At 68.5% G+C, this 24,266-nt stretch carries 25 protein-coding genes; 16 read left to right on the plus strand and 9 right to left on the minus strand.

What is annotated here, in order from left to right; all coding sequences use genetic code 11:
• The first annotated feature begins 94 nt into the window (after nt 1–94).
• On the plus strand, nt 95–526 hold the full coding sequence (locus tag ACSVDM_RS14495; protein WP_067488812.1) for a type II toxin-antitoxin system Rv0910 family toxin: 432 nt from the start codon (nt 95–97) through the stop codon (nt 524–526).
• Here ACSVDM_RS14495 and ACSVDM_RS14500 read toward each other — a convergent pair.
• Nucleotides 517–1,398: a dihydrodipicolinate synthase family protein gene (locus ACSVDM_RS14500; protein ID WP_439265432.1), complete on the minus strand. Its 882-nt coding sequence runs from the start codon at nt 1,396–1,398 to the stop codon at nt 517–519. The genes ACSVDM_RS14495 and ACSVDM_RS14500 overlap by 10 nt on opposite strands.
• Nucleotides 1,399–1,468: 70 nt before the next feature.
• Between ACSVDM_RS14500 and ACSVDM_RS14505 the strand changes: the two genes are divergently transcribed.
• Nucleotides 1,469–2,371, plus strand: coding sequence for a LysR family transcriptional regulator (locus ACSVDM_RS14505; protein ID WP_439265434.1), 903 nt, complete (start codon nt 1,469–1,471; stop codon nt 2,369–2,371).
• On the opposite strand, the gene ACSVDM_RS14510 is transcribed toward ACSVDM_RS14505, so the two are convergent.
• Complete coding sequence (locus ACSVDM_RS14510) at nt 2,372–3,091, minus strand: GntR family transcriptional regulator (RefSeq protein WP_439265436.1); 720 nt, start codon at nt 3,089–3,091, stop codon at nt 2,372–2,374.
• 160 nt (nt 3,092–3,251) lie between these two features.
• Here ACSVDM_RS14510 and ACSVDM_RS14515 point away from each other — a divergent pair, with 160 nt between their 5' ends.
• From ACSVDM_RS14515 to ACSVDM_RS14540, 6 genes are all read left to right on the plus strand, one after another.
• Nucleotides 3,252–4,244 carry a BMP family protein gene (locus tag ACSVDM_RS14515; RefSeq protein WP_439265438.1) on the plus strand — a complete coding sequence of 331 codons (993 nt, stop codon included), beginning with the start codon at nt 3,252–3,254 and terminating at the stop codon, nt 4,242–4,244.
• Nucleotides 4,244–5,905: an ABC transporter ATP-binding protein gene (locus tag ACSVDM_RS14520; protein ID WP_439265440.1), complete on the plus strand. Its 1,662-nt coding sequence runs from the start codon at nt 4,244–4,246 to the stop codon at nt 5,903–5,905. Before ACSVDM_RS14515 ends, ACSVDM_RS14520 begins: the two co-directional genes overlap by 1 nt.
• A 119-nt stretch (nt 5,906–6,024) precedes the next feature.
• Nucleotides 6,025–7,080, plus strand: coding sequence for an ABC transporter permease (locus tag ACSVDM_RS14525; RefSeq protein ID WP_439265515.1), 1,056 nt, complete (start codon nt 6,025–6,027; stop codon nt 7,078–7,080).
• On the plus strand, nt 7,077–8,003 hold the full coding sequence (locus tag ACSVDM_RS14530; RefSeq protein WP_439265442.1) for an ABC transporter permease: 927 nt from the start codon (nt 7,077–7,079) through the stop codon (nt 8,001–8,003). The genes ACSVDM_RS14525 and ACSVDM_RS14530 overlap by 4 nt, the downstream gene beginning before the upstream one ends.
• 24 nt (nt 8,004–8,027) lie before the next feature.
• Nucleotides 8,028–9,008, plus strand: coding sequence for an ornithine cyclodeaminase family protein (locus ACSVDM_RS14535; RefSeq protein WP_439265443.1), 981 nt, complete (start codon nt 8,028–8,030; stop codon nt 9,006–9,008).
• Nucleotides 9,005–9,469, plus strand: a complete 465-nt coding sequence (locus ACSVDM_RS14540) for a nucleoside deaminase (RefSeq protein WP_439265445.1) — start codon at nt 9,005–9,007, stop codon at nt 9,467–9,469. Before ACSVDM_RS14535 ends, ACSVDM_RS14540 begins: the two co-directional genes overlap by 4 nt.
• A 4-nt stretch (nt 9,470–9,473) precedes the next feature.
• Here ACSVDM_RS14540 and ACSVDM_RS14545 read toward each other — a convergent pair whose 3' ends face one another.
• The 3 genes from ACSVDM_RS14545 to ACSVDM_RS14555 form a co-directional block, all read right to left on the minus strand.
• The gene (locus ACSVDM_RS14545; protein WP_439265447.1) at nt 9,474–10,856 is read right to left on the minus strand and encodes an MFS transporter; all 1,383 of its coding nucleotides are present in this window, start codon (nt 10,854–10,856) and stop codon (nt 9,474–9,476) included.
• Nucleotides 10,857–10,935: 79 nt separating this feature from the next.
• Nucleotides 10,936–12,207, minus strand: a complete 1,272-nt coding sequence (locus tag ACSVDM_RS14550) for an RNA polymerase sigma factor (RefSeq protein ID WP_439265449.1) — start codon at nt 12,205–12,207, stop codon at nt 10,936–10,938.
• Between the two features lie 4 nt (nt 12,208–12,211).
• Nucleotides 12,212–12,631 (minus strand): YciI family protein, encoded by a 420-nt coding sequence (locus ACSVDM_RS14555; RefSeq protein WP_439265451.1) that lies wholly within the window; start codon nt 12,629–12,631, stop codon nt 12,212–12,214.
• Between the two features lie 185 nt (nt 12,632–12,816).
• Here ACSVDM_RS14555 and ACSVDM_RS14560 point away from each other — a divergent pair, with 185 nt between their 5' ends.
• A complete protein-coding gene (locus tag ACSVDM_RS14560) occupies nt 12,817–13,599 on the plus strand; it encodes a crotonase/enoyl-CoA hydratase family protein (protein ID WP_439265517.1) in 783 nt (260 codons plus the stop codon).
• Here the strand turns inward: ACSVDM_RS14560 and ACSVDM_RS14565 are convergent, their stop codons facing one another.
• Nucleotides 13,600–14,418, minus strand: coding sequence for a hypothetical protein (locus ACSVDM_RS14565; RefSeq protein ID WP_439265453.1), 819 nt, complete (start codon nt 14,416–14,418; stop codon nt 13,600–13,602).
• 111 nt (nt 14,419–14,529) lie between these two features.
• Here ACSVDM_RS14565 and ACSVDM_RS14570 point away from each other — a divergent pair, with 111 nt between their 5' ends.
• A complete protein-coding gene (locus ACSVDM_RS14570) occupies nt 14,530–15,231 on the plus strand; it encodes a class I SAM-dependent methyltransferase (protein WP_439265455.1) in 702 nt (233 codons plus the stop codon).
• An 11-nt stretch (nt 15,232–15,242) separates the two neighbouring features.
• Here the strand turns inward: ACSVDM_RS14570 and ACSVDM_RS14575 are convergent, their stop codons facing one another.
• Together ACSVDM_RS14575 and ACSVDM_RS14580 are read right to left on the minus strand one after the other, a co-directional pair.
• Nucleotides 15,243–15,365, minus strand: a complete 123-nt coding sequence (locus tag ACSVDM_RS14575) for a hypothetical protein (RefSeq protein ID WP_255284010.1) — start codon at nt 15,363–15,365, stop codon at nt 15,243–15,245.
• 270 nt (nt 15,366–15,635) lie between these two features.
• Nucleotides 15,636–16,262: a TetR/AcrR family transcriptional regulator gene (locus tag ACSVDM_RS14580; protein WP_067639140.1), complete on the minus strand. Its 627-nt coding sequence runs from the start codon at nt 16,260–16,262 to the stop codon at nt 15,636–15,638.
• 139 nt (nt 16,263–16,401) lie between these two features.
• Here ACSVDM_RS14580 and ACSVDM_RS14585 point away from each other — a divergent pair, with 139 nt between their 5' ends.
• Both ACSVDM_RS14585 and ACSVDM_RS14590 read left to right on the plus strand, forming a co-directional pair.
• The gene (locus tag ACSVDM_RS14585; RefSeq protein ID WP_225279526.1) at nt 16,402–17,328 is read left to right on the plus strand and encodes a metal-dependent hydrolase; all 927 of its coding nucleotides are present in this window, start codon (nt 16,402–16,404) and stop codon (nt 17,326–17,328) included.
• 12 nt (nt 17,329–17,340) lie between these two features.
• On the plus strand, nt 17,341–18,495 hold the full coding sequence (locus ACSVDM_RS14590) for a hypothetical protein (protein ID WP_439265457.1): 1,155 nt from the start codon (nt 17,341–17,343) through the stop codon (nt 18,493–18,495).
• A 10-nt stretch (nt 18,496–18,505) separates the two neighbouring features.
• Here ACSVDM_RS14590 and ACSVDM_RS14595 read toward each other — a convergent pair whose 3' ends face one another.
• Nucleotides 18,506–19,510, minus strand: a complete 1,005-nt coding sequence (locus ACSVDM_RS14595) for an oxygenase MpaB family protein (RefSeq protein ID WP_439265459.1) — start codon at nt 19,508–19,510, stop codon at nt 18,506–18,508.
• Nucleotides 19,511–19,779: 269 nt separating this feature from the next.
• Between ACSVDM_RS14595 and ACSVDM_RS14600 the strand changes: the two genes are divergently transcribed.
• Genes ACSVDM_RS14600 through ACSVDM_RS14615 form a run of 4 tightly spaced genes read left to right on the plus strand, consistent with a single transcriptional unit; the run spans nt 19,780 to nt 24,251 of the window.
• Nucleotides 19,780–21,426 (plus strand): AMP-binding protein, encoded by a 1,647-nt coding sequence (locus tag ACSVDM_RS14600; RefSeq protein WP_439265461.1) that lies wholly within the window; start codon nt 19,780–19,782, stop codon nt 21,424–21,426.
• Nucleotides 21,423–22,721: a PucR family transcriptional regulator gene (locus tag ACSVDM_RS14605; RefSeq protein ID WP_439265462.1), complete on the plus strand. Its 1,299-nt coding sequence runs from the start codon at nt 21,423–21,425 to the stop codon at nt 22,719–22,721. Before ACSVDM_RS14600 ends, ACSVDM_RS14605 begins: the two co-directional genes overlap by 4 nt.
• Nucleotides 22,722–22,725: 4 nt before the next feature.
• On the plus strand, nt 22,726–23,514 hold the full coding sequence (locus ACSVDM_RS14610) for a DJ-1/PfpI family protein (RefSeq protein WP_439265464.1): 789 nt from the start codon (nt 22,726–22,728) through the stop codon (nt 23,512–23,514).
• Entirely contained in the window at nt 23,514–24,251 is a 738-nt protein-coding gene (locus tag ACSVDM_RS14615; RefSeq protein WP_439265466.1) for an oxygenase MpaB family protein, read from the plus strand. Before ACSVDM_RS14610 ends, ACSVDM_RS14615 begins: the two co-directional genes overlap by 1 nt.
• Nucleotides 24,252–24,266 lie beyond the last annotated feature (15 nt).

Consider the following 24,266-nt stretch of genomic DNA (forward strand, 5'->3'; position numbering starts at 1 on the left):
TATTACCCAATATCCGCAGGCACGGGGTTGTCGAAACACACGATGGTCCGGATGCGGTGGTCGCGGAACCGGGAGTACCGGATACTATCCCGCCGTGGCCAAACTGAAGCTCACCATCGACGTCCCCCTCGCCCCTGACAAAGCGTGGGACCACGCCTCCGACCTGGAGCACCTCGGCGACTGGCTGGCGATCCACGAGGCCTGGCGCGGCACCGTCCCCGAAGAACTCACCGAGGGCACCGTGCTGGTCGGTGTCGCGCGGGTGAAGGGGTTTCGCAACAAGGTCACCTGGACGGTGCGCACCGCCCAGCCGCCGCACAAGCTGAAGTTGACCGGCGCGGGCATCGGCGGCACCAAGTTCGGCATCGATCTTGCCGTACAACCCAAGGGCGACGGTTCGGCGGTCGACCTGACCGTCGAACTCGGCGGCGCGCCGCTGTTCGGCCCGATCGGCTCGACCGTGGCCAAGGCGCTGCGCGGCGATTTCGAACGGTCGCTGGCGAAGTTCGTGGAACTCTACGGCTGAGTTCCGGCCGCCGACAGCGCCGCCGCGACCGATTCGGCCGAGGCGGGCAGCAACGGCAGACGCACCGCCGCGCTGGGGATTTCGCCCCGTGCGGCGAGTACGCCCTTGACGACCGTGGGGTTCGGTTCGGCGAACAGGGCGGCACCGAGGGCGTCGAGACGGTTACCCACCGCGCGGCCGCGAGCGAGATCACCTGTCCCCCAGGCTCGCACGAGTTCGGCGTACCCGGCGGGCGCGACATTGGCCGCGGCGAGGATCGCGCCGTCGGCGCCGAGTGCCAGCAGCGGCGAGGCGAAACGGTCGTCGCCCGCCAGCACGGTGGTCCGGTCCCCGACGGTCGCCATCAGTTCCACGGTGGCATCGGTGATGCCACCGACAGAGTGCTTGAAGCCGGCGATATTCGCGATGGTGGTGAGCCGGATCAGGGTGGCGACGCCGAGCGTGCGCGCGGTCCGGTACGGCACGTCGTAGACGAGGATCGGCGCCGGGCTCGCGGCCGCGAGTGCGGTGAAGTGCGCGATCACACCCTCCTCGCTCGGCCGGACGTAGTAGGGCACCACCGACAGCACCGCGGCCGCCGACGGCGGCACGGCTGCCACCGCGGCGGCGGCCTCGGTGGTGGCGTTGCCGCCCGCGCACACGATCAGCGGCGCGTCCCGTTCGGCACATACCGTGGCGCAGATATCGAGCACCTCTGCGCGTTCGTCGGGCGTCAAGGCAGTCGGTTCGGCGGTCGTGCCGAGCGCGACGAGCCCGGTGGCGCCCGCGTCGAGGACCGCGTGGGCGTGCGCGCGGAGTGCGTCGGGAGCGAGGGCGCCGTCGGCGGTGAAGGGTGTGACCAGGGGGACGAACAGGCCGTGCAGCGATGTCATGACTCCATCGTCGAACCCCGCGACCGTAAGGTCCAGTTCACGTTCATGAGGTAGAACGTAAGCTGAACTGATGCTCGATGTCCGCAAACTCCGCCTGCTGCGCGAACTCGCCCACCGCGGGACCATCGCGGCGGTCGCCGAGGCCCTCAGCTACACGCCGTCGGCGGTGTCCCAGCAGCTCAGCGCGCTCGAGAAGGACGCGGGCGTGGCACTGCTCGAGCGATCGGGCCGCCGCGTGACGCTCACCCCCGCCGCCCATCTGCTGGTCGGCCACACCGAGACCGTGCTCGCCGCCCTCGAACGCGCGGACGCCGAATTGGCCGGTGTGCGAACCGCATTGGTCGGCACATTGCGCATCGGGGCGTTCCCCACCGCCGCGCGTACCCTGCTCTCCCCCGCCCTGGTCACCCTGAGCACCGAACACCCGCGCCTGGAACTCACCGTCACCGAGATCGATCCGGCCGACGTACCAGACGCCCTGCGGGCAGGCACCCTCGATATCGCGCTCACCCACGACTACGACCTGGTGCCCGCCGACACCGACCGGGCGTTGCACACCGAACCGCTGCACACCGAAACGGTCTTTCTCGCCACCCGCGATCCGGCGCCCGCCGACGATCCGTTGCGCGCCAACCGCGACTCACCCTGGATCGCGGGCACCCCCGGCACGCTGTGCCACACGATGACCATTCGCGCCTGTCAGGCAACGGGTTTCACACCGCGCGTGCGTCATCACGCCGACGACTTCGACACGGTGCTCGCCCTGGTGGCCGCCGGCGCGGGCGCCGCGATCATCCCAGGCCTGGCGTTGTACGCACCGCCGGAACGGCTCGCCCTCACCGCGTTGCCGATTCGCCGCCGCACCCGTCTCGCCTACCGAAACGGCACCGGCGACCATCCGGCCGTGCGCGCGGCACGCAGTGCCCTCCACCATGCGGCCGCCGCCGGCCGAGCTCCGGCGGGCGGCGGCTGATCACGCCGATCTGTCGCGGTTCGTGGTGCGCTGACGCGTGCGGGTGGCACTGACCGGGTCGATGACGGGCGTCGCCCACTGCTCGGCAAGAGCCAGGCTGGGTTCGCGCCCGGAGGCGACATGGCGGTAGGCGATGTCGGCCGCGGCCTGCGGGTCGCCTGCCGCGATCGCGGCGTAGAGCGCCTCGTGTTCGTCGCATTGGGTGCCCGGGTCGCGTTCCTTGGTGAGGTGGAACAGCCAGCGCACGCGAGACTCCAAGGGCCGCAACAGCGATTGCAGCAGCGGGTTGCCGGAGATCTCCACGATGATCGCGTGGAATCCGGCGTTGGCGGCCGCGATGGCGGCCTGCTCGCCGCGTTCGGTGGCCCGTCGGGCGGCGGTGAGCTGGGCGCGCAGCGCGGTGAGGTCGGCGGATTCGGCGCGTTCGGCGGCCAGCCGGGCGGCCAGCACCTCGAGGCTCTCGCGCACGTCGAACAGGTCGCGCACATCGGCGACCGTGAACGGGGCAACGATCGCGCCCTGCCGGGGCACGATCACGACCAGCCCTTCGCGTTCGAGCAGGTGCAGCGCTTCGCGCAGCGGAATGCGGGAGATGTCGAGTTCGGTGGCGAGATCGCGTTCCACCAACCGCTGCCCGGGACTCAACCGCAGATCGATGATCCGATCCCGCAGTTCCTCGTATGCCTGATCTCGCAGCGACTTCTTGACCGGTCCCGCCACCACACCATCCTTCCGCCCCGCTTCCGACTCCACGGTAGCCCCGCGCGCACCGTGCGACCGATTCTTACTTTTCGGTAATCCGGCCGTCATTCGCGGACCGCACGCTGACACTTAACGGTATACCGCTAAGTGGGCGGTTCGTTCGATCAAGGAGTACCTCGTGCACAACTCCACCCGGCGCGCGATCGCCTTCGGCTCGGCCGCCCTCGCCGCCGCTGCCCTGTTGTCGGCCTGCGGTTCCGCCGACACCGCCGCGGCGGGCGGCAAGCTGAAGGTCGGCGTGTTCTTCCCCGGTTCGCTCTCCGACACCGGCTTCATGCAGTCGGGGTATCTGGGCTACCAGCGCGTCGCCGAAGCCCTCGGCGACAAGGTCGAATTGAGCAAGGTCGAGCAGGTGGCGGCGGCCGACTATCAGCAGGCGCTCGTCCGTTTCGCCTCGACCAACGATCTGGTCATCGCGCTCGGCGGCCAGACCGATGCCGATGTGCGCAAGGTGGCCCCGCAGTTCCCGAGTGTGAAGTTCGTGGAGATCGGTGGGCCCGCCGACGCGAAGCCGATGGCCAACCTGGCCTACTACGACCCGCAGCAGGCCGAGGCCGAGTTCCTCAGTGGCGCGGTGGCCGCGGCCGGATCCGAGACCGGCGCGGTGGCCTTCGTCGGCGGCGTCGAACTGCCCGCGATCGTCAACGCCGCCAACGCTTTCGGCAACGGCGCACGGTTCGCGAAGCCGGACGCCAGGGTGCTGACTCCGCAGTACGTCGGCGATTTCAACGACCCGGCCAAGGCCAAGCAGGCAGCGCTGGCCGACTACGGCGCGGGCGCGGGCACGCTCGGTCAGATCGTGAACCTGGGCAAGGCGGGCCTGGAGCAGGCGGCGGCCCAGTCCGGCGCCACCCTGGTCGGCGGTCCGATCCCCGGTGACTGCACCGATCCCGTGTATCTGGGCTACGTGCACACCGATATCGGCGCCGAGGTCGAATACGCGGTGAAGGCGGCGCTCGACAACACGTGGAAAGCGGAGAACGTGCGCTTCGGGCTCACCTCGCCCAACGACGGCACCGATTTCGTGTTGTGCGACAAGGACACCGCGGTCGCCGACGCGCTCGCCAAGGCGAAGACGGCCCTGTCCACCGGCGCGGTGAAGCCGTACTGATGGCGATGGACACTCCCGCATTGACCCTGCACGGGGTCGGAAAGAGCTTCGGCGCGGTCCGGGCATTGCACGACGTGGACGTCACCGTCGAATCCGGCACCGTCCACTGCGTTCTCGGCGAGAACGGCGCGGGCAAGTCGACGCTGTGCAATCTCGTCTTCGGCGGCTACCCACCCGATGCCGGACGGATCGAACTGGGCGGCAAGCCCTTCCGCCCCGACTCGCCCGCCGCCGCGATGCGGGCTGGCGTCGCCATGGTGCACCAGCACTTCAGCCTGGTGACCACCATGACCGTCGCGGAGAATCTGCTGCTCACCCAACACGGGCTGCGGTTGCGCCGTGCGGATCTGACCAGCCGTCTCGACGAGATCGCCCACCGCTATCGGCTGCGCATCGATCTCGACCAGCAGGTCGCGACGATGCCGGTGGGCGCCCGGCAGAAGGTCGAGATCGTCAAGGCCCTGCTGCGCGATCCGGCGCTGATCCTGCTCGACGAACCGACGGGAGTGCTCGATCCGGCCGAGATCGACGCGTTGATCGACACCTGCCGTGCCATCGCCGCCGACGGCAAGGCCGTGGTCCTTGTGACACACAAGCTGGGCGAGGTGGCCAGAGTCGCCGACGCCGCGACGGTGCTGCGCCGCGGCACGGTCGCCGGCGGCGGTCCGCTGCCCGAGACCACAATTTCCGAGTTACTCACCGCGATGGTCGGCCGCGAGGTCACCGATCTCGACCCGACCGTGGCGGCGACGATCGGCTTGGATCCGGGCGAGCCGGCCCAGGTCCTCACCGCACCCGGTTCAGCCACCCCGGTCGCCACCGACCCCACCACGAGCCCGGCTGCGGGCGAGCACAGGACCACCGATCGACGCCGCGGCGAAACCGTCATAACGCACGGATCGAACCAGCCCGCAGCGGTTCTCACCGTCGACGGGGTGACCGTCCACCGAGCCGACGGCAGTATCGCGCTCGACGAAGCGAGCCTGGCCGTGCGGCCGGGCGAGATCGTCGGGATCGCGGGCGTCGAGGGCAACGGGCAGAGCGAGCTCGTCGCGGTGCTGGCCGGTGGCACCCCGGTGCGGGCGGGCACTGTCGCGCTCGCCGGCGCCGACATCACCACAGCGAACCCCGCCACCCGAACATCGCTCGGTCTCGGCGTCGTCCCCGAAGATCGCCACCGCGACGGCATGGTCGCCGACATGACCCTGGCCGAGAATCTCTTCCTCGGCAGCCTCGGCCGGTTCCGCCGCTTCGGCCTCCTCGACAAACAGGCCATGGGTCGCGCCGCGCAAGCCGAACTCGATCGCTTCGATGTACGCGCGGCCGGTCCGTGGGTGCCGATGGGATCGCTGTCGGGCGGCAATCAGCAGAAGGTCGTGCTGGCGCGCGAACTGTCGGCGGCGAACCTGCGCTGCCTGGTCGCTGCCCAGCCGACGCGCGGATTGGACATCGGCGCAGTCGATTTCGTGCTGACGCAGCTGCGGCACGCGGCCGCGCGTGGCTGCGGCGTGCTGGTGGTATCGAGCGAGGTACCCGAACTGCTCGCCCTGTGCGACCGGATCTTCGTCGCCTATCGCGGGGAACTGGCCGGGCCCGTCGAAACCACCGATCCTGTTGCTGCACAACAGATCAGCGAATTGATGATGGGAGTCGCGGCATGAGCGCACCTGGTCGGACCACAGCGACCGAGACCCCATCTCGACCGGCGGCGCGGGGCGTTCCGCGCGGCCTCGGCAAGCTCTCCGCGGGGCACCACCCCCTCGTCGTCGCTGTCGCGGCCATGCTGGCCGCCGGAGTGATCGGGCTGATCCTGGCCGCCGTCGCGGGCGCCGCCCCCGGCGCCACGATGACAGCGCTGTGGGAGGGCATGTTCGGCAGCGACTACGCCGTGGGCGCCTCGCTCAATGTCGCGGCCACGCTGATGCTGGTGGCCGTGGGGTTCACCATCGCCCACCGCGCCGGGCTGGTCAATGTCGGTGGGGAGGGCCAGATCTGCGCCGGCGGGATCGCCGCCACCGCGATCGGCACCACCCTCACCGGCACGCCCGCCGCGATCACGGTGCCCACGGTGTTGCTCGGGGCGGCGGCCGCGGGCTGGCTGTGGGCCGCGATCGCGGCGTATCTGCGGGTCGCGCGCGGCACCAGCGAGATCATCACCACGCTGCTGCTCAACTTCGTCGGCCTGGCGCTGGTGCTGCTCGTCGTGCACGAGCCAACGCTGCTGCGTCAGCCGGTGACCTCCTCGGAGACGTTGCCGCAGTCCGAGCAGCTCGCCGACGCCGCGCATCTGCCCCTGCTCGGTATCGAACGCTCCCCCGCGACCATTGCCCTGTGGATCGCCGTGGTCGCCGCGTTCGGCACCGCGATCCTGGTGCGCCACACGGCACTCGGTACGCGCTTGCGTGCGGTCGGGCTCAATCCCGACGCGGCGGCGAGGCTGGGTTTGCCGGTGGGCCGACTGCGTTTCCTCAGCCTCTCGGCGGCGGGTGCGTTCGCGGGCGTCGCGGGCGGCCTGCTGGTGGCGACGGCGCCGTTCGTCCTCGCCGAGGGATTCTCCTCCGGGTACGGGTTCTCCGGGCTGGTCGTCGGGCTGCTGGCACGTGGCTCGCTGAGCGCCGTCGTCGCGGTGTCGCTCCTGCTCGGCTTCCTCGTCTCCGGCGGGATCAACCTGCAGCTGGCCGCGAACGTGCCCGCCTCGACCATCGCGGTCGTGGAGTCCCTGATGATCGTCTTCATCGCGGGCGCTGCCATCTGGACCTCCCGAACGCGCACAACCGCTGCGTCACAACCAGTTCACGACACGAACAACATCGACGCGGCAGGAGCGAGCCGATGAGCCTCGACACGGTCACCGACATCGCCACCAGCGGCATCGGCTTCACCCTGCCCATCCTCGTCGCGGCGAGCGGTGAGCTGGTCAGCGAGCGCGCGGGCGTGCTCAACCTGAGCCTCGAGGCGATGATGCTCACCGGCGCGTTCGCGGGCGTACTCGGTGCGGTCGCCACCGGGTCGCCGGTGCTCGGCACGGCCACCGCGGTGCTGGCCGCCCTGATATTCGGTGCGTTACAGGCCGTCTGGAGTATCGGACTGCGCGCCGACCAGATCGTCGTCGGCATCGCGAGCAACGCGCTCGCTCTCGGCGCGACCACCTACGGCGCACGCCTGCTGCTCGCCGACGGCAAAGGGCACAGCGTTGTGGGCTTCGAGGCGCTGAGAATCCCTGTGCTGCACAATATTCCGGTCATCGGTCCGGCACTGTTCGGGCAGACCGTACTCGGATACCTGTGCATGGCCCTCGTCGCGGGGTCGGCGTTCGTGTTCTCCCGCCGCACCAAAATGGGCCTGATGATCGACGCGATCGGCGAGGACGCCGTGGCCGCCGATCGCACCGGCCTGCCCGTGCGCGCCGTCCGCTACGGCTGCGTGCTGCTCGCCGCGTTCGCCGCGGGCCTCGGCGGCGCGCAGCTGGCGCTGTCGGAGGTGCACTCGTTCAGCGACAACATGACCGGCGGCATCGGGTATCTGGCCGTGGTCGCGGTGATCGCGGGCCGCTGGCGAGCGCTCGGCGTCATCTGGGCGTCGGTGTTCTTCGGCATCGCCCAGGCGCTGCAGTTCGCGTTGCCCGCGCTCGGTGTCGACGTGCCGTTCGCGCTGCTGGTGATGCTGCCGTATCTGATCGCGATCGTCGCCGTGAGCGGTCTGGTCGGCAACAGCCGTGCACCGCGCGACCTGACCGTCGCCTTCGCCCGAACCTCCTGACCCACCGCTTCCGAGGAGCCACCGATGACTCTGATCCTGTCGCATTCCGATGTGGCCGCCCTGATCGATCGCGCGGAGGTGCTCGCCGCCGTCGAACGCGCGCACGCCGACCTCGCGCTCGGCACGGCGGTGGTCCCCGCGCCGCCCGCGGTCGGTGTCGGCGACACCGCCTTCGTTCCGATGGTCGCCGCCGCCGAATCCGCCGGGGCCGCCGCCGTGAAACTGCTCGCCGACCTCCCCGCCAACCGGGAACGCGGACTGCCGGTACAGCGCTCGGTGATCCTGGTGACCTCCGCGCTCGACGGCGGCTGTGAGGCGCTCGTCGACGGACGGCTCGTCACCGCCGTGCGAACAGCCGCCGCCAGCGCGGTGGCGACCAAATATCTTGCCAGGCAGGACAGTTCCACACTGGGGTTCATCGGAGCCGGTGCGCTGGCGATCGAGCACACCCGCGCCGTCGCCCGGGTACGCGACATCGAGACCGTGCTGGTCTGGTCGCGGTCCCCCGCCACCGTCGAGCGGTTCCGCGCTGCGATCGCCGACCTCGGGCTGGAGGTGCGGGCGATGCCGTCACCGGAGTCGGTGACACGGGCCGCCGATGTGCTGTGCACCCTCACCCCCGCACGGGAGCCGATCGTGCGCGGTGCCTGGTTCGGCGAGGGGCTGCACGTGAACGCGGTCGGCGCCCCGCCACGCGCCGATCACCGCGAGGTCGACGGGGCTGCCATGCGCCGGGCGCGCGTGATCGTAGACTCGGTTTCGACAACGCTCACCAAGTCGGGCGACACGCTGCTGGCCATCGCCGACGGCGCGATCACCGAAGCCGAGGTGAGCACCGAACTGGGCCAGGTGATTCTCCGCCGGGCGGCCGGCCGGGCCGGCCCACGCGACATCACCCTGTTCAACTCGGTCGGTATCGGCCTGCAAGATCTCGTCACCGCCCGCCTGCTCATCGACAAGGCCCGCGCCCAGGGCCGCGGCACGGAAGTGGAGCTCAGCGCATGACCACACTCACCGACACCGACATCGCCTACCTGCGCCGGGCCATCGACCTCGCTGCCCAGGCGGCGGTGCTCGGTGACCGGCCGTTCGGTGCCGTCACCGTCGACCGCGACGGTACGGTGCTCGCCGAATCCGCGAACGCCGTCGCCACCACCGGTGATGTCACCACCCATGCCGAACTGGTCGCGATCACCGTCGCCTCCGCCACCGGCAAGGCCGAGGCGCTGCGTGGCGCCACCGTGTACGCCAGCGGTGAGCCGTGCCCGATGTGCGCCGCCGCGATGGTGTGGGCCCAGGTCGGGCGCATCGTGTTCGCGGCGGCGGCCTCGGAGTTCGGGCCGATCCTCGGGCCGGGACCCAGCTTCACCTTGAGCTGCGCCGACGTGGTCGCCAGTTCGAATGTGGCCATCGAGGTGAGCGGGCCGCACCTCGGCGACGAGGCACTCGCGGTGTTCCGGTCCTGAGGACCTACTTCACCGGGACAGCGGGATCGAGCCCCTCGGCGAGTTCCACCGGCTCGCCGAGCTCGCGCTGTTCCTCGAGGGCCTCCGGCGTGCCGGGCACCTGGGTGCCACGCAGCGACATGCCCTTGGTCTCGATGAGGAAGTAGGCTGCGATCAGGCCGACCAGACACGCGCCGAACATGTAGTAGGCCGGGAACAGGTTGTCGCCGGTCAGCTCGATGAGCGACTGGTTGATCACCGGCGCGGTGCCACCGAAGATCGAGGTGGCCACGTTGTAGCCGATCGCCACACCCGCGAACCGCACGATGGTGGGGAACATGGCCGGGAAGGTCGCCGAAATGGTGGCCAGCTGCGGCGCGTAGAGCAGGCCGAGGATGGCGAAGCCGACGATGGCACCGGTGAGCGAGGTGCCGATCAGGATGTACACCGGGATCACCGTGATCATCAGCGCCGCGCAGGAGAACAACCACATCGGCCTGCGACCGATCCGGTCCGAGAGCGCACCGAGGAACGGCAGGGTCAGCAGCATCACGATCTGGCCGATCAGCGGCACGAGCAGTGCGTCGGATTCTGCCATCCCGATGGTGTTGCCGAGATAGGTCGGTGTGTAGCTCAGCAGCGAGTAATTCACCACGTTCAGGGCGATGACCAGACCGAAAAGCGTCAGCACCGGGCGCAGGTATTTGGTCAACAGATCGCGATAGACCCCGACCGTTTCCTCGGTTTCGTCCTTCGCCTCGATTTCGCGGAATACCGGGGTGTCCTCGACCCGGCTGCGCAGATACATACCGATCAAGCCGAGCGGTGCGGCGATCAGGAACGGAATACGCCAACCCCACGATTCCATGCTCGTGGCGTCGAGCACATTCACCAGCAGCAGCGCCGTCAGATTGCCGAGCGTGAAACCGGCGAGTGTGCCGACTTCGAGGAAACTGCCGTAGAAACCGCGTTTACGGTCGGGCGCGTATTCGGCCATGAACGTCGCGGCGCCACCGTATTCACCACCGGCGGACAGGCCCTGCACCATGCGCAGCGCGTACAGCAGGATCGGCGCGGCGATGCCGATGACCTCGTAACTCGGGATCAGACCGACGGCGAGGGTGGAACCGGCCATCAGCATGATGGTCATCGCGAGCACGCGTTTGCGGCCGATGCGGTCACCGAGCGGACCCCAGATCATGCCGCCGATCGGGCGGATCAGAAAGGAGACCGCGAAACCGAGCAGCGTATAGATAACGCTGGATCCGGTTCCGTCACCGGGGAAAAGCGATGCCGCGATATAGGTGGCGAGGTAGGCGTAGACGCCGTAGTCGAACCATTCGACCGCATTTCCGATCGCCGATGCACCGATTGCCCGGTGCAACACCGATTTCGATTCCTGAGACATCCACAAACCTCTCGTCGTCGCCATTCCGGACTACCCGATCGGTACGCGGACAAAACTTTACGCTTGTGTGTCGTTGTGGTCAGAGTGCCTGGAGTTTGCCCGCGAGCACGGCCTTCTCGCGGTCGTTGCGGCAGCGCCGGATCGCCTCGGTGAGCTCGTCGCGCGCCTCCTCGACGCGGCCGAGGCGGATCAGCAGTTCCCCACGCACGCTCGGCAGCAGATGCGACGACGACAACGCTCCCCCGGCCGCCAGCTCGTCGACGACGGCGAGACCCGCGGCCGCTCCGGCCGCCATCGACACCGCAACGGCCCGGTTCAGCTCGACCACCGGTGAGGGCGCGAGCCTGCCGAGCGCCTCGTACAGCAGCACGATGCGCTCCCAGTTCGTCTGCTCGACCGACGGGGCGACGGCGTGACACTCGGCGATCGCGGCCTGCAGCCCGTAGGCGCCGAGCCCACGCCCGGCCTGTTCGGCCTTGGCCAGGGCGGCGCGGCCGCGCCGGATCGCGGTCCGGTCCCAGCGGCGCCGGTCCTGCTGCTCGAGCAGGACCGGTTCGCCGTCGGGTCCGGTGCGGGCCGGGAACCGGGCGGCGGTGAGTTCGAGCAGGGCGAGCAGACCGTAGACCTCGGGTTCGCCGGGCATCAGCCGGGCGAGCACCCGCGCCAGGCGCTGCGCTTCCCCGGCGAGGTCGAACCGGATCAGGTCGCCACCGCTGCTCGCCGTCGATCCCTCGGTGAAGATCAGATAGATCACGCCGAGCACCGAACCGAGCCGCTCGCGGCGTTCGGCGAGCGGCGGCACCTCGAACGGCACCCGTGCCGCGGCGAGGGTCTTCTTGGCTCGGGTGATCCGCGCCTGCACGGTCGCGGTCGGCACCAGGCAGGCCGCGGCGATCTCGTCGCTGGTCAGACCGCCGACCACGCGCAGGGTCAGCGCCAGCCGCGCCTCGCGCGAGAGCACCGGATGGCAGGCGATGAAGATCAGCGCGAGGACGTCGTCGTCGATCTGCTCGGGATCCCACACCGGTTCACCGGCGGGGGCCGGCTCGCCGCCGGTGAACGCACCGCCCTCGCCGAGTCCGGCGGCGAGGACGGTGTAGCGCTCGTCCAGGGCGGCACGACGCCGGAACGCGTCGATCGCGCGCCGTCGTCCGGTGGTGAGCAACCACCCCGCCGGATGCGCGGGCACACCGTCGCGCGGCCACGTCACCAAGGCTTCGGCCAGTGCCTCCTGGGCGAGGTCCTCGGCCATCGCGAAGTCGCCGGTGTAGCGGGCAAGCGCGCCGACGATGCGCGCCGACTCGATCCGCCATACGGCGGCGACCGCCGCACGTCCGGTGTGCTCCGTCATCGCCTCAGAGCTGCCCGGTGGACTCGCGCCAGGCGCGTTCCTTCTGTACCCAGACGTTGTCCTTGGGGAATTCGTCGATGGAGGGCACCCGCCGGATCTCGGTCTTGATGCCGGGACCGGTCATCGGCATCCGCTTGGCCCACTCGACGGCCTCTTCCTTCGATGCCACGTTGAGGATGTAGTACCCGCCGAACAGTTCCTTGGTCTCGCCGTAGGGGCCATCGGTGACGACCGGTGGTTCGGACGAGTAGTCGACGACAACACCTTCGGCGGCGTCCTCGAGCCCTTCCGCAGCGACGAGCACGCCGGCGCGGATGAGCTCGTCGTTGAACTTGCCCATGGCGTCGAGCATCTCGTCGAAGCTCACGTTCTCGAACTCGGCGAAGGCCTCGTCGGTGGCGCGCATGATCAGCATGTACTTCATGGTGTGTCTCCTTCGGGTCGGTGCCCCTGGTGGGCGCTGCGTTCATCCGTAGGTCGAACGGGCACCGCGCGAATCGACACCCGCCGGAAATTCTTTCGCGAATTTTTTTCGGAGCCTACTTGCGGCGTGGTACTTGTCGGTCGGGTTCCGTCCACGACCGGGCGGGACAACGAAGGCAGGAGTCGATCGTGAGCGCCGTTCTCGTCGAGATGCACGAGCATGTGCTCGTCGCCGTCATCAACCGGCCCGAGGCCATGAACGCGATCGACGGCGAGGTCAGCGCCCAGCTCGGCGCGGCCCTGGAACAGGCCGACAACGATCGGGCCGTGCGGGCCTTCGTCCTCACCGGCGCGGGCGACCGGGCCTTCTGTGCCGGTGCGGATCTGCGCGCACTCGGACGCGGTGAGTCGATTCTGGCTGCGGGACACGAACACTGGGGTATCGGTGGCTACATGCGCCACCCCATCAGCAAGCCGACCATCGCGGCCGTGAACGGGCTCGCGCTCGGTGGCGGCACCGAGCTGGTGCTGGCCAGCGACCTGGCCGTCGCCGCGTCCACCGCCACCTTCGGGCTGCCCGAGGTGGCACGCGGTCTCTTCGCCGCCGCGGGCGGGGCGTTCCGGCTGCCCGAACAGCTGCCGCGCAAGGTCGCCATGGAGATGATCCTGACCGGCGAGCCGATCACCGCCGCACGCGCGTTGGAGTTCGGACTGGTCAACCGGGTGGTTCCCGCCGACCGGGTTCTCGATACCGCGATGGAGCTGGCGACGCGGATCGCGGCGAACGCGCCGCTGGCGGTGCAGGCGAGTAAGCGGGTGGCGCTCAGCATCGTCGACGGCGCCCTGCCCGACGACGACGCCTGGGATCGTTCCGACCGCGAGATCGCCGAACTCACCCGCTCGGCGGACGTCCGCGAGGGTCTGATGGCGTTCGTCGAGAAGCGCAGCCCGAACTGGCAGGCTCGCTGATCACCAGCCACCCGTCATCAGGGCGGCGAGCCCGGGTGCCGGATCGAGCGCGGTGGTCACGTTGGCGACCGTGACCACCGCGAACAGCAGGCCGAGGGCCACCGCGGCCAGGGCATAGGCGCCGAGGACGCGACCGGCCGCGCCTGCGCGACGCCGCCACAGCACGACACCGAGCCCGAGGAGTCCGGCCGACGCCGCCGCGGCGAGCGCGGCCATCGCGACGTGATAGCGCGCGAAGTCCTCGACCATCACCTCCAGTGCCGCCGGACCACCGGGGTAGTCGTCGAGCCCTCGCCCCACCTCGGTCAGTACCCCGGCCAGCGACGCGTCGGCCGCACCGTCGACCGCCATCGGCAGCAAGGACGCGAACGGTGTCACGGCCCCTTGAATATTGGCAAGCACCGCCACCCCGGCGACCGCGAGCACCAGCGTGGTGATCACCCCCGCCACGGCGAACATCGTCCGGTTCGGCTGCCGGGTGCGCAACGAGTACCGCCACAGCATCACCCCGAGCGCGACGAGCACGATCGACCACAGCAACGCCACCACCGCCTTCACGACGTGGTACCCGAACCAGTAGTCCACCGCCGCCTGCAGCTCGGGCGTGAGTTCGGCCTGTCCCGCTTGCCAATACGTGACGAACGCGGACCGGAAACCCGCGCGCAGCGCGTGCTCGTCGGCGAAATCGGCACCGGGCAGCCACCCCGCCACCAGGGGCGGCGCGAACACGAACGCGACGGCGAGCACAATCGCCGCGCCGAGGGCGACGACGAGGCTACGGGCCGCGCCCGCGCCCGATGCTACGAAGACGGTGGACACGGTCACTCCCTGCTCGGTACGGGTGTTCGACGACCATTGTGACCCCGACGTGGCATCATGGCCGCTCGAACGGACGGACTCACACATTTCGATGGATTGAGGGGACCGAGCGTGACGAGCAGCAATTTCGCCTACACCGGGTGCGACAACCTGGAGGTGATGGCCGAAGCGATCAACTACAACAAATTTCTCCTCGACTGCGTCGAAAAACATGTCACCACAACGGATCTGCGTGTGCTCGATTTCGGCGCGGGACAGGGCACCTACGCCGATCTGCTCGCCGAACGCGAGATCTTCCCCGAGTGTCTTGAACCGGACCCCGACCTGCAGAAAGTGCTGCTGGCGAAGGGCTACAAAGTCGTCGACTGCGACACCGAGCCGCCCGAGGCCGAAAAATACGGGCTCATCTACTCTTTCAACGTATTCGAGCACATCAAGAACGACCAGGAAGCCGCCGAACACCTGGCGTCACTGCTGCGGCCCGGTGGCACGATGGTGATCTACGTGCCCGCGCTCGAGATGCTGTTCTCCTCGATGGACGTGAAAGTCGAGCACTACCGCCGTTACCGGCGCACGCAGCTGAACCGGATTCTGCGCAATGCCGGGCTCGAGGTGGTGGATTCGCGCTACTGCGATCCGATCGGGTTCTTCGCCACCATGGCCTACAAGCTGCTCGGCAACGACGACGGCAGCATCAATGTGCGCGCGCTCAAGCTCTACGACCGGGTCGTCTTCCCGCTCAGCAAGGCCCTGCAGTCGGTGACCGGCAAACTGTTCGGGAAGAACGTCCTGGTCGTCGCGAGAAAACCCTGAGCCGGAAACGCTCAGCGCGGCGGATTGCCCGTCCATTCGGGCTCGTCCGGGGGCTTGGGTCCGCCCCGCGTCTTGCGCCACAGCACGACGGCCGCCACCACGACGACCACGGCGAGAATCACGAGAATCTCCATATCCGCCGCCTACCCGGTGAATCCGTCCTCAACCAGCAACGACGAACCACGTTTGAGCCGTCACCCAGCGGGAACCACCCTGATGTGGTGCTCGACCGGCCCGTTGTACGAGGCGCCGAACGGTCCGGGGGAGCAATGTTTTTCGGTCACGGTGTCGACACCGGTGCACCCGCGGGGTCGGGCCGACGCTCCACCGCGATGCCAACGACGTCATCGCACGGAGTCCTCGTCGGCCGCCCCCGCGGGACACGCCAGAAAACAGCAGCGGCCTCAGCGCTCGAGGAATTCTCCGGCCGCGGTCTGAGCGCTGATGGCCGTGCCCATCCATCGCCGCAGGTATCGGCGTAGCTCGTCGTCGGTGCGCGGCGGGTCACCGGGCGACAAGAAGAACGACTGCATGGTCCGCAGGACGTATTCGACCAGTTCCCGCAGCGCCTGCTCGTCGTAGCCGTGCGCGGCCCAGTCCACGTCGAACCGCCGGATCATGGTCATGCCGAAGGCCTGCGCCTCCTCGGAGGTGAGGCTGTCCGGGCGGACGTTGGAGTAGGAACTCGACAGCAGGATGCCCAGGTGCGGTGTGCGGCGCACCTCGGCCAGCGTGTAGACCACCGCCTCGACCATCGCCTCCACCGGATCACCGAGCCCGCGCACCTGCGCCGCGAGCCGATCCAGGAAACCCTCCACCGAGGCCATCGCGGCAGCGGTCATCAGCGCGTCGGCGCTGGGGAAGTACCGGTAGACCGTCTGCCGGATGACACCGAGCGATTCCGCCACATCGGCGATGCTGATCTCCGCCCCGGTGCGCCCGATCAATTCGACTGCCGCCGCGACGATCCGGCGCGTCGCCTCAGCATCGTCCCCCGGCGGACTACCGCCCCATCCCCGTCTGCGCGCCACCCGGTGGACGCTAGCACAAGCCCTGGTCACGGCCGATTCCGTCAAAGTAATCATACAGACGAACGTTCAGTCGTATGATTACCTCACCCAACCGAGTGGCGGCCGGACCGGCGCACGCCCGAACAACGAGGTACTCACCGTGACCGAACTTCACGTCCGCAAGATGGATTTCGCGTTCGCCGACTACGACGTGCCGTTTCTGTGGAACCCGCAGAATCCGGCGTTCTCCTCCATGGCCAACGCCGTCTCGTTCCTGGCGATCGGCTTCGAGAAGATGATCGTGCAGCTCATCAACCAGGCGAAACCGCAGATCACCGACCCCGAGGTGGCCGAGGAGGCCGACGCGTTCATGCGCCAGGAGGGTCAGCACTCCACCGCTCACCGCCAGCATGTGAAGGGCCTGATCCGTCGCTACCCCGGGCTACAGCAGACCCTCGACGCCGTGATCCGCGAGTTCGACGAACTCACCGCGTCCACCCCGGTGAAGTACCGCCTGGCCTACACCGCCGACCTCGAGGCCACCTTCACCCCGGTGTTCAAGCTGATGCTCGACAACGACTCCACGTTGTTCGCCCCCGGCGACGACCGGGTGGCCTCGCTGTTCATCTGGCATTTCGTCGAGGAGGTCGAACACCGCAGTTCGGCGCTGATCATCTTCAACTCGGTGGTGAACAGCGAGCTGTACCGGATGCGGGTGGCGCCCTCGGTGTTCCGGCACGTGCTACGGGTGATCCGCGTGGCCTGCGCGGGCTTCAACGAGCATGTGCCACTGGAAGACCGGCAGGTCGACGCCCTGTCGATGTTCGCGAGCTACCGCAATCAGCAGACCCTGCGCCGGCTGCTGCCGGGCCTGCGCCCCGCCGACAACGGCACGATGCCGCGCGCCTTCGACGATCTCGGCCTGAAGGAACAACTCGTCGCCCTGGGCGGCATCATCCGCAGCCAGACGCCGGGGCACAACCCCGCACACGAGAAGCTGCCCGACCTGGCCGGTGAGTGGTTCCGCCGCTACGACGAGGGCTACGACGTCACCCGCTGGTACACCGCCGATTCCGTGAGCTCCTAGAAGGGCCGACCCATGGCCGAACACTGTTCCCCCACCTTCGCCGACCTCGCGGTCCAACTCGGCTTCTCCTGTGAGGAGGCCGGTGGACTCGTCGAGTTCCGCAGCCCGTTCGGGCTGGAGAACTGGACCCTGCCCGTTCTCGAGCTGACCATCGTGCTCGGTGCGGTGCTGGCGCTCTGGTTCGCGATCGTCCGCCTGCGCCGCCACGGCGACCCGACCAACCTCGTCCTGTGGTTCGGCGCTACCGCGTACCTGTTCATCATCGAGCCGCCGCTGTACTTCCCCGCCGCGTTCGGTATCGAAGACCACGTCGACACGATGTTCGCGCACAACGTGTTCACCGTCGACTTCCTGTGGGGTCGCCTGCCGATCTACATCATCGCGATCTATCCGCTGATGGCGACGATGGCCTTCGGCCTGGTGCGCATGCTCGGTATCTTCCGCCGGTTCGGGGTGCTGATCGGCGCCACCTGTGTCGGCTTCGTGCATCATGCGTTCTACGAGATCTTCGACCACCTCGGGCCACAACTGCGCTGGTGGGAGTGGTCGGTGGACAATCCGATCAACCAGCCGATGTTCGATTCGGTGCCGATGGGCAGTGTGGTGGTGTTCGCCGCGCTGTGGCCGATGTCGCTCGCGTTCTGTGTGCAGTACTTCGTCGGACGGCAGGTCGACGCGGGCAAGCGGTTCACGGGCATCGAATTGACCTGGCGCACGGTGGTCATCGGCCTGCTCGCCTCGGTGGGCACCTTCCTGCTGCCGCTTCCGGCGACCGTGCTCGGCATGAGCAGCACGACGGTGCGCGGGGTGGTGTACGCGCTGGAACTCGCGGTGCTGATGGTCGTCGCCTCGATCGTCATGTTCCGCCAGTGGTCGGACCTGCGCCGGGGCGCCACCGAGGACCCCGGTTACACCGATCCCTTCGTCCAGCGTTTCGCGAGCTTCTACCTGCTGATCTTCGCCGGTCTCTGGCTCGCCGCCCTGCCCGACTTCTTCGCGGCGACCGACGGCGAGACCGGCAACGGCGACCCCATCGGCAACCTCTGGTACACCGCCGCCTGCTTCGTCGTCGCCGTATTGTCGATCGCGGCGACCTACACGCTGCCCCGCGCCACCGCATCCGCTCCGGAGGCGGCGGCTCCCGAATCCTCGGAGGTACCGGGCTGATTCGATCGCATCAGATGAGCGGCGCCTGCTTGCGAATGCGGCGCCGCACATCGCGCATCATCGAGTAGGTGCCGGCGAACCGGATGAACTTGGGGATGAACCGGTTGACGAAACCGACGAACAGGAAGAGGTTCTCGAACCGGCGCTGATCGGATTCGCTCCATTCGATGCCCATCTGCTCACGGAAGTGCGGTGGCAGAAATCCCGACGTCAGGAACTGCAGGAGACCACCGAACATGATCCGCAGCGACCAGTGGATCATCCGCAGGTGCACGAGATCGTCGATGTAGGCACGGAATTCGTCGTCGCAGACCACCTGCTCGCACGCCTCGAGCCAGTACTCGTCGAAGTCCGCGCGGGTCTTGGGCCACATGTCCGGGTGCACCTGCAGGGTGGTGCCGAAGGTGTCGGCGCCCTGATAGAACGCTTCCTTTTCCTCGTCGGTCATCTTGCCGCACAGCAACTGGTGGGAGTCCTCGAAGCCGATGTAGATGGCGGCGGCCACATACAGTTGCAGATTCCGGTCGAAGGCGTTGTACTTCACCTTCGAATCGGGGCGCGATCTGACCTGCCGGTGCGCGACGTTCACCGCCTCGCGCATCGCCTTCTTGTCCTCCTCGGTACCGAGGACGGCCACCGCCAGGTAGGCCGAGGTGGTGCGCAGCCGCTTCCACGGATGCACCATGAGGGCACCGGATTCGACCTGACTTTCCATCACGCCCGCGGCCACACCCTGGTGGGCGAACTGCATCGCCACGTTCGCGGCGGCGCCGGCGAACATCCAGAAGTCCAGCGCGTCGGCCAGGCGGGCGGGCTTCTTCCGCGGGGATCGGTAGGTGTCCGGGATATGAATCCGTACCTGGTCGAGCGTCAGCACGCGGTGCGGGCCGGGCTGCCCGGATCCCGCGGCGGGGACGGAGTCGGGTCGCCAATGCCCACCCGGGCCCTCCTCGACGTATCCTTCGCTGTTCGAATCCGAGTAGTCGGGTTCACCGGGCTTCGTTGCCGTGGTCATCGTCATCCTTTCCCAGGGGCGTCTCGCCCCGGATCTCGCGAACGCGGATCACCGCCGAGCGCGCTGCGGCGTCGACATTATGTTACTGCTAATTCTGCCCGTGTCGGGTCGGTTTACGCCGAACCCTTACGGACTGGTCGTTGAAACACCCCGCCCGATCTGTCGATCTCGGCAAATAAGTTACCGATGATTCTCTCAGCTGCTAGGCTGACCTCATTCCGCCTCATCGGCGGCACCGCCATCCCGACGACCGACCCTCGGAGGTATCCGTGCCGTCCGTCTCCTTCGCGCCGACCGAGGTCGTCCGCGCTGTCGCCGATTCCCTGGCTGCCGCCGCCGTCCTGCACCGACGTGGCGCGATCGAACTCCGGCACCCGATCGAGCTCCTGCGAACCGCCCGTGATGCGACCGCGCTGGGTCCGGCCGTGACCACCCTGGCGCACGCGACCCGGGTCGCGAGCTCGGCTACCGCGCTGATCGACGACCGCGGACCGATCACCTTCGAACAGCTCGATCACGCCTCCAACCGGCTTGCCAACGGCCTGGCCGCAGAGGGGGTCACCACTGACACGGTGATCGGCGCGTTGTGCCGCGACCACCGCGGTTTCATCCTGTCGCTGCTGGCAGCGGGCAAGCTCGGCGCGCGCATCGTCCTGCTCAACACGGGCATGGCAGGCCCGCAGCTGTGCACGGTCGTGCAGCGCGAGGGGATCGGAATGCTCCTCGTCGACGCGGAATTCGCCGACCTGTTCGATGATCTCGCACCCGAGGTGCCGATCATCCTCACTCGCGCAGGCGACACCAGCCGGCTCGGGCGGCCGACGATCCATGCCGTGGCGGCGTGGCACTCCGGAGTTCCACTGCCCGCGCCCGCCGCGCCCGGTGGCATCGTCGTGCTGACCAGTGGCACGACCGGAACACCGAAAGGTGCTCCGCGGGGTAAGGTTTCGCCCTTGCAGTCCGCGCAGTTCCTGGATCGCATCCCTTTGCCCAAGGCGAGCACCATCGTGCTCGCCGCGCCACTGTTCCACGGCACCGGCCTGTCGCAACTGATCCTGGGCTGGGCCCTCGGCAACACGGTGGTGCTGCTGCCGGACCGGTTCGATCCCCGCCATACCCTGGCCGCCGTTGCCCGCCACCGCGCGAGCGCGCTAGTCCTGGTTCCGACCATCCTGCAGCGTATCGTCGATCTGGGCGCGCAGGTGCTGGCCGAATACGACACCTCCACGCTGACGGTGATCTTCTCGGCGGGCTCAGCACTCGCTCCGGACCTGAGCCGTCGCACCGCACAGCATTTCGGCGAGGTGCTCTACAACCTCTATGCCTCCACCGAGGTCGCCGTGGCCGCCGTCGCCACTCCGCAGGATCTGCGCGAGGCACCGGGCACGGTCGGCCGCCCGCCCGTGGGCTGCCGGGTCGCCATCTACGACGAGCAGCGACGCCGGATCACTACTCCGGGCATAGTCGGAACCATCTTCGTCACCAGCGGACTCAGCTTCAGCGGCTACACCGACGGCACCGGCAAGGAGATGATCGACGGGCTGTGCTCGAGCGGCGATCTCGGCCATTTCGACGACGAGGGCAGGTTGTTCATCGACGGTCGCGACGACGACATGATCGTCTCCGGCGGCGAGAACGTCTACCCGCTCGAGGTCGAGAACCTGCTCGTCGACCGGCCCGACATCCTCGAGGCAGCCGTCGTCGGCGTCGCCGACCGCGATTTCGGGCAGAGCCTGCGCGCCTATGTAGTGCGCGCTCCGGGTGCCTCGTGCACCGAACGTGAGGTCAAGGAATACGTGCGCACCACCCTCGCGCGGCACAAGGTTCCCCGCGAGGTGCGGTTCGTCGATGCACTGCCGCGCAATGCCACGGGCAAAGTCCTGCGCCACCGCCTGGAAGCCGTGGACACCCCATGACAGTGCGCGAACCACGGACGGCACCGCTCAGGCTGTCATCAGCGCTCGGCCGCAACCGCTTTGCCGTGGGTGCCGCCGAGGTGATCGAGGAGGATCCGATGATGCCGCTCGACCTGGACACCCCAGCGATACGGTGTCCGCAGACCGATGTCGGCGTGTCGACCGGGCGGGTCGTCAGCTACTTCGTTCGCGACCTCGCCGGCCGCCGTGCGCTGCTCGGTGAGGCGATCTCGGACGAGATCACCACGGCCACCGGGATGTGTGCGCGGATCGGCCGAGGCATCGTCGACGACGAGGACGTGTCCGGTGAACTCGACTGGCTCACGACCGCCGCAGCCGTCTGGGCCAGGGAAGGGCTGTCGATCGAGGACATCCTGCGCGCCTTCCACGAGGCGCTGTGGGCGAGCGTGGACACGGTGTTCTCGCCCCGCAACGGCTGCGACGACGACACGCTCGCCGAGGGACTGCGGGCATCCGTGCGACTGTCGAATCTCCTGTCCACCACGGTGATCAGCGCGTATCTGCGCGAATACCGCGTGGTCGCGGGCGAACACCACACGGCGATGCGTACCGTGACCTCGGCGCTGCTCGCCGGCCGTGCGACGACGACGATGGCTCGCGAGTCGGGCGTGCAGATCGCCGACGACTATCGGGTGCTCGCGGTATCGATACCCCGTAGATCCCAGCGTCAGTGGCAGACCGGCGACACCGCACGGCGACGGCTGCACCGGGTGCACACGGCACTCCAGCAGCACATCGATACTGCTCTCGCGATGTTGTCGACCGACGGCGGCACCATCCTGATTCCCGGTGACGACCCCGACGATGTCCGCTTCGACACGCTCATCGACACGCTCTCGGCGGCCGCGCGGGCCGAGATCACCGCGGCCGTGGTCGTCAGCGGGACCGCCGACATTCCCGACGCGGCTCAGTGCGCGCACGAACTTCTCGATATCGCGGGCCGACTCGGCTATCCCCCCAAGTTGTACCGATTCGAAGACCTCGCACTCGAATACCAGCTCACCCGGCCCGGGCCGGGCTTGGCCGAACTCGGCGAATTGCTGGCACCGCTGGACGATCATCCGGCGTTGGCCAAGACCGTCCGGGTGCTCGTCGCCAATGACATGAATCGCCAACGCACCGCGCGGCAGTTGCACGTGCACACCAACACCGTCCTCTATCGGCTCGGCCGAATCGCGGCCTTGACCGGGATCGACGCGACGCGCGCCACCGGGCTCTGGCAACTCAAGTCCGCGATGGTCGCCCGCGCGTTCCGACGCGAAACACGGCGGTGAACCAATGCACATCGCGGTGCTGACCTACCCGGGCATGACCGCATTGGACGCGATCGGCCCGTACGAGGTTCTGCGTTTCATGCCGGAAGCGAACATCCGATTCGTCTGGCACGAGGTCGGTCCGATCGTCACCGACAGCGGCAGTCTCGTCCTCGGCGCGACCCACACACTCGACGAGACGACGAATCCCGACGTCGTGGTCGTGCCAGGCGGCCCTGCCGCCACGGTGGTCGCGACGGACGAGAAAGTCCTGGCCTGGCTGCGCCGGGTCCACGAGACATCGACCTGGACGACCTCGGTCTGCACCGGCGCGCTGATTCTCGCCGCCGCCGGCCTGCTTGACGGCAGGCCCGCTACCACCCATTGGGCGGCTCAACGAGTCCTCGCCACACTCGGTGCCCATCCACGACCGGGCGAGCGGTTCGTCCACAGCGACCGAATCGCCACCGCCGCAGGCGTTTCCGCGGGCATCGATCTGGCGCTCTGGCTGGTGGGCAGCATATGCGGCACCGAGCGGGCCCGGATCATTCAGCTGGACATCGAGTACGACCCCGCACCCCCCTTCGACATGCCACGGCCGACCGACATGTCGGCGTCGATCCGCCGCGCGGCCCTCGGCGATCAATGGCGACTCGGCCTGAGCTCCGGAATGGCACCCCGGATCGCAGGCTCGGCGCCGTTGCTGTTGTGGCGCACGGCGATACGCAGGGTGCGGCGCGGCACCACCGCGAAGCCCTCGGTGCGCGACCTCCCGAACAGCACATCCCAGCCGCCCGCCGACGGTGGTCGATGATGTCGCGGCGGCCCGCCACGACAGACTCGCTGCTGCTTCGCTATCTCGGGGATCGACGATTCGCACTGGCCCTCCCCCGGGCGGTCACCCTGCAGGTCCTGCATCCGGCGATCGCGGCCGGCCTCGTCGATCATGTGTCCTACCGGCTGTGGTGGCACAAGCAACGTTCCGTCTCACAGATGATCCGGCTGGCCTACACCGGTGCGGATGCCCGCTTCGTGATCCGCGCCGCGCACGAGCACGTCAAAGGTCGTGACAACCTCGGGCACCGATACCACGCGTTGCATCCCGAGGTCTTCCACTTCCAGCACGCCACCTACGTGGAGACTCTGTTCACCGCCGTCGACACGTTCATCCGTCCGATGTCGGCCGACGAGCACGAACGGCTCTACGCCGAATGCTGCGAGTGGTATCAGCGATACGAGGTATCGACCCGCCCCATGCCGACCACCTGGGCCGACTTCCGCACGTACTTCGATCAGGCCTGTTCGACGATGTTGCAGGTCACGGCAGCCACCGACACCCTTGCGCCGCAGGCACTCCGGCCCGATGCCTGGCTGCCGCGGTTCACGCCGAGCGCCGCGATTCCCGCGCTGCTGCACGATCGGGCCGCGCGACTGCTCGGTCTCACGGTGACCCGCAAGGACCGCCTCGCCCTCCGCGCCTACGCCACGACGCTGCGTGGCGCGGGCCATCTGGCGCCCCGCGCGGTTCGCTGTCTGCCGGTCGCTCGATAGCCGCACCCGGCCGCG

This window comes from Nocardia sp. JW2 (assembly GCF_051843015.1).
In the GTDB taxonomy this organism is placed as follows: domain Bacteria; phylum Actinomycetota; class Actinomycetes; order Mycobacteriales; family Mycobacteriaceae; genus Nocardia; species Nocardia coubleae.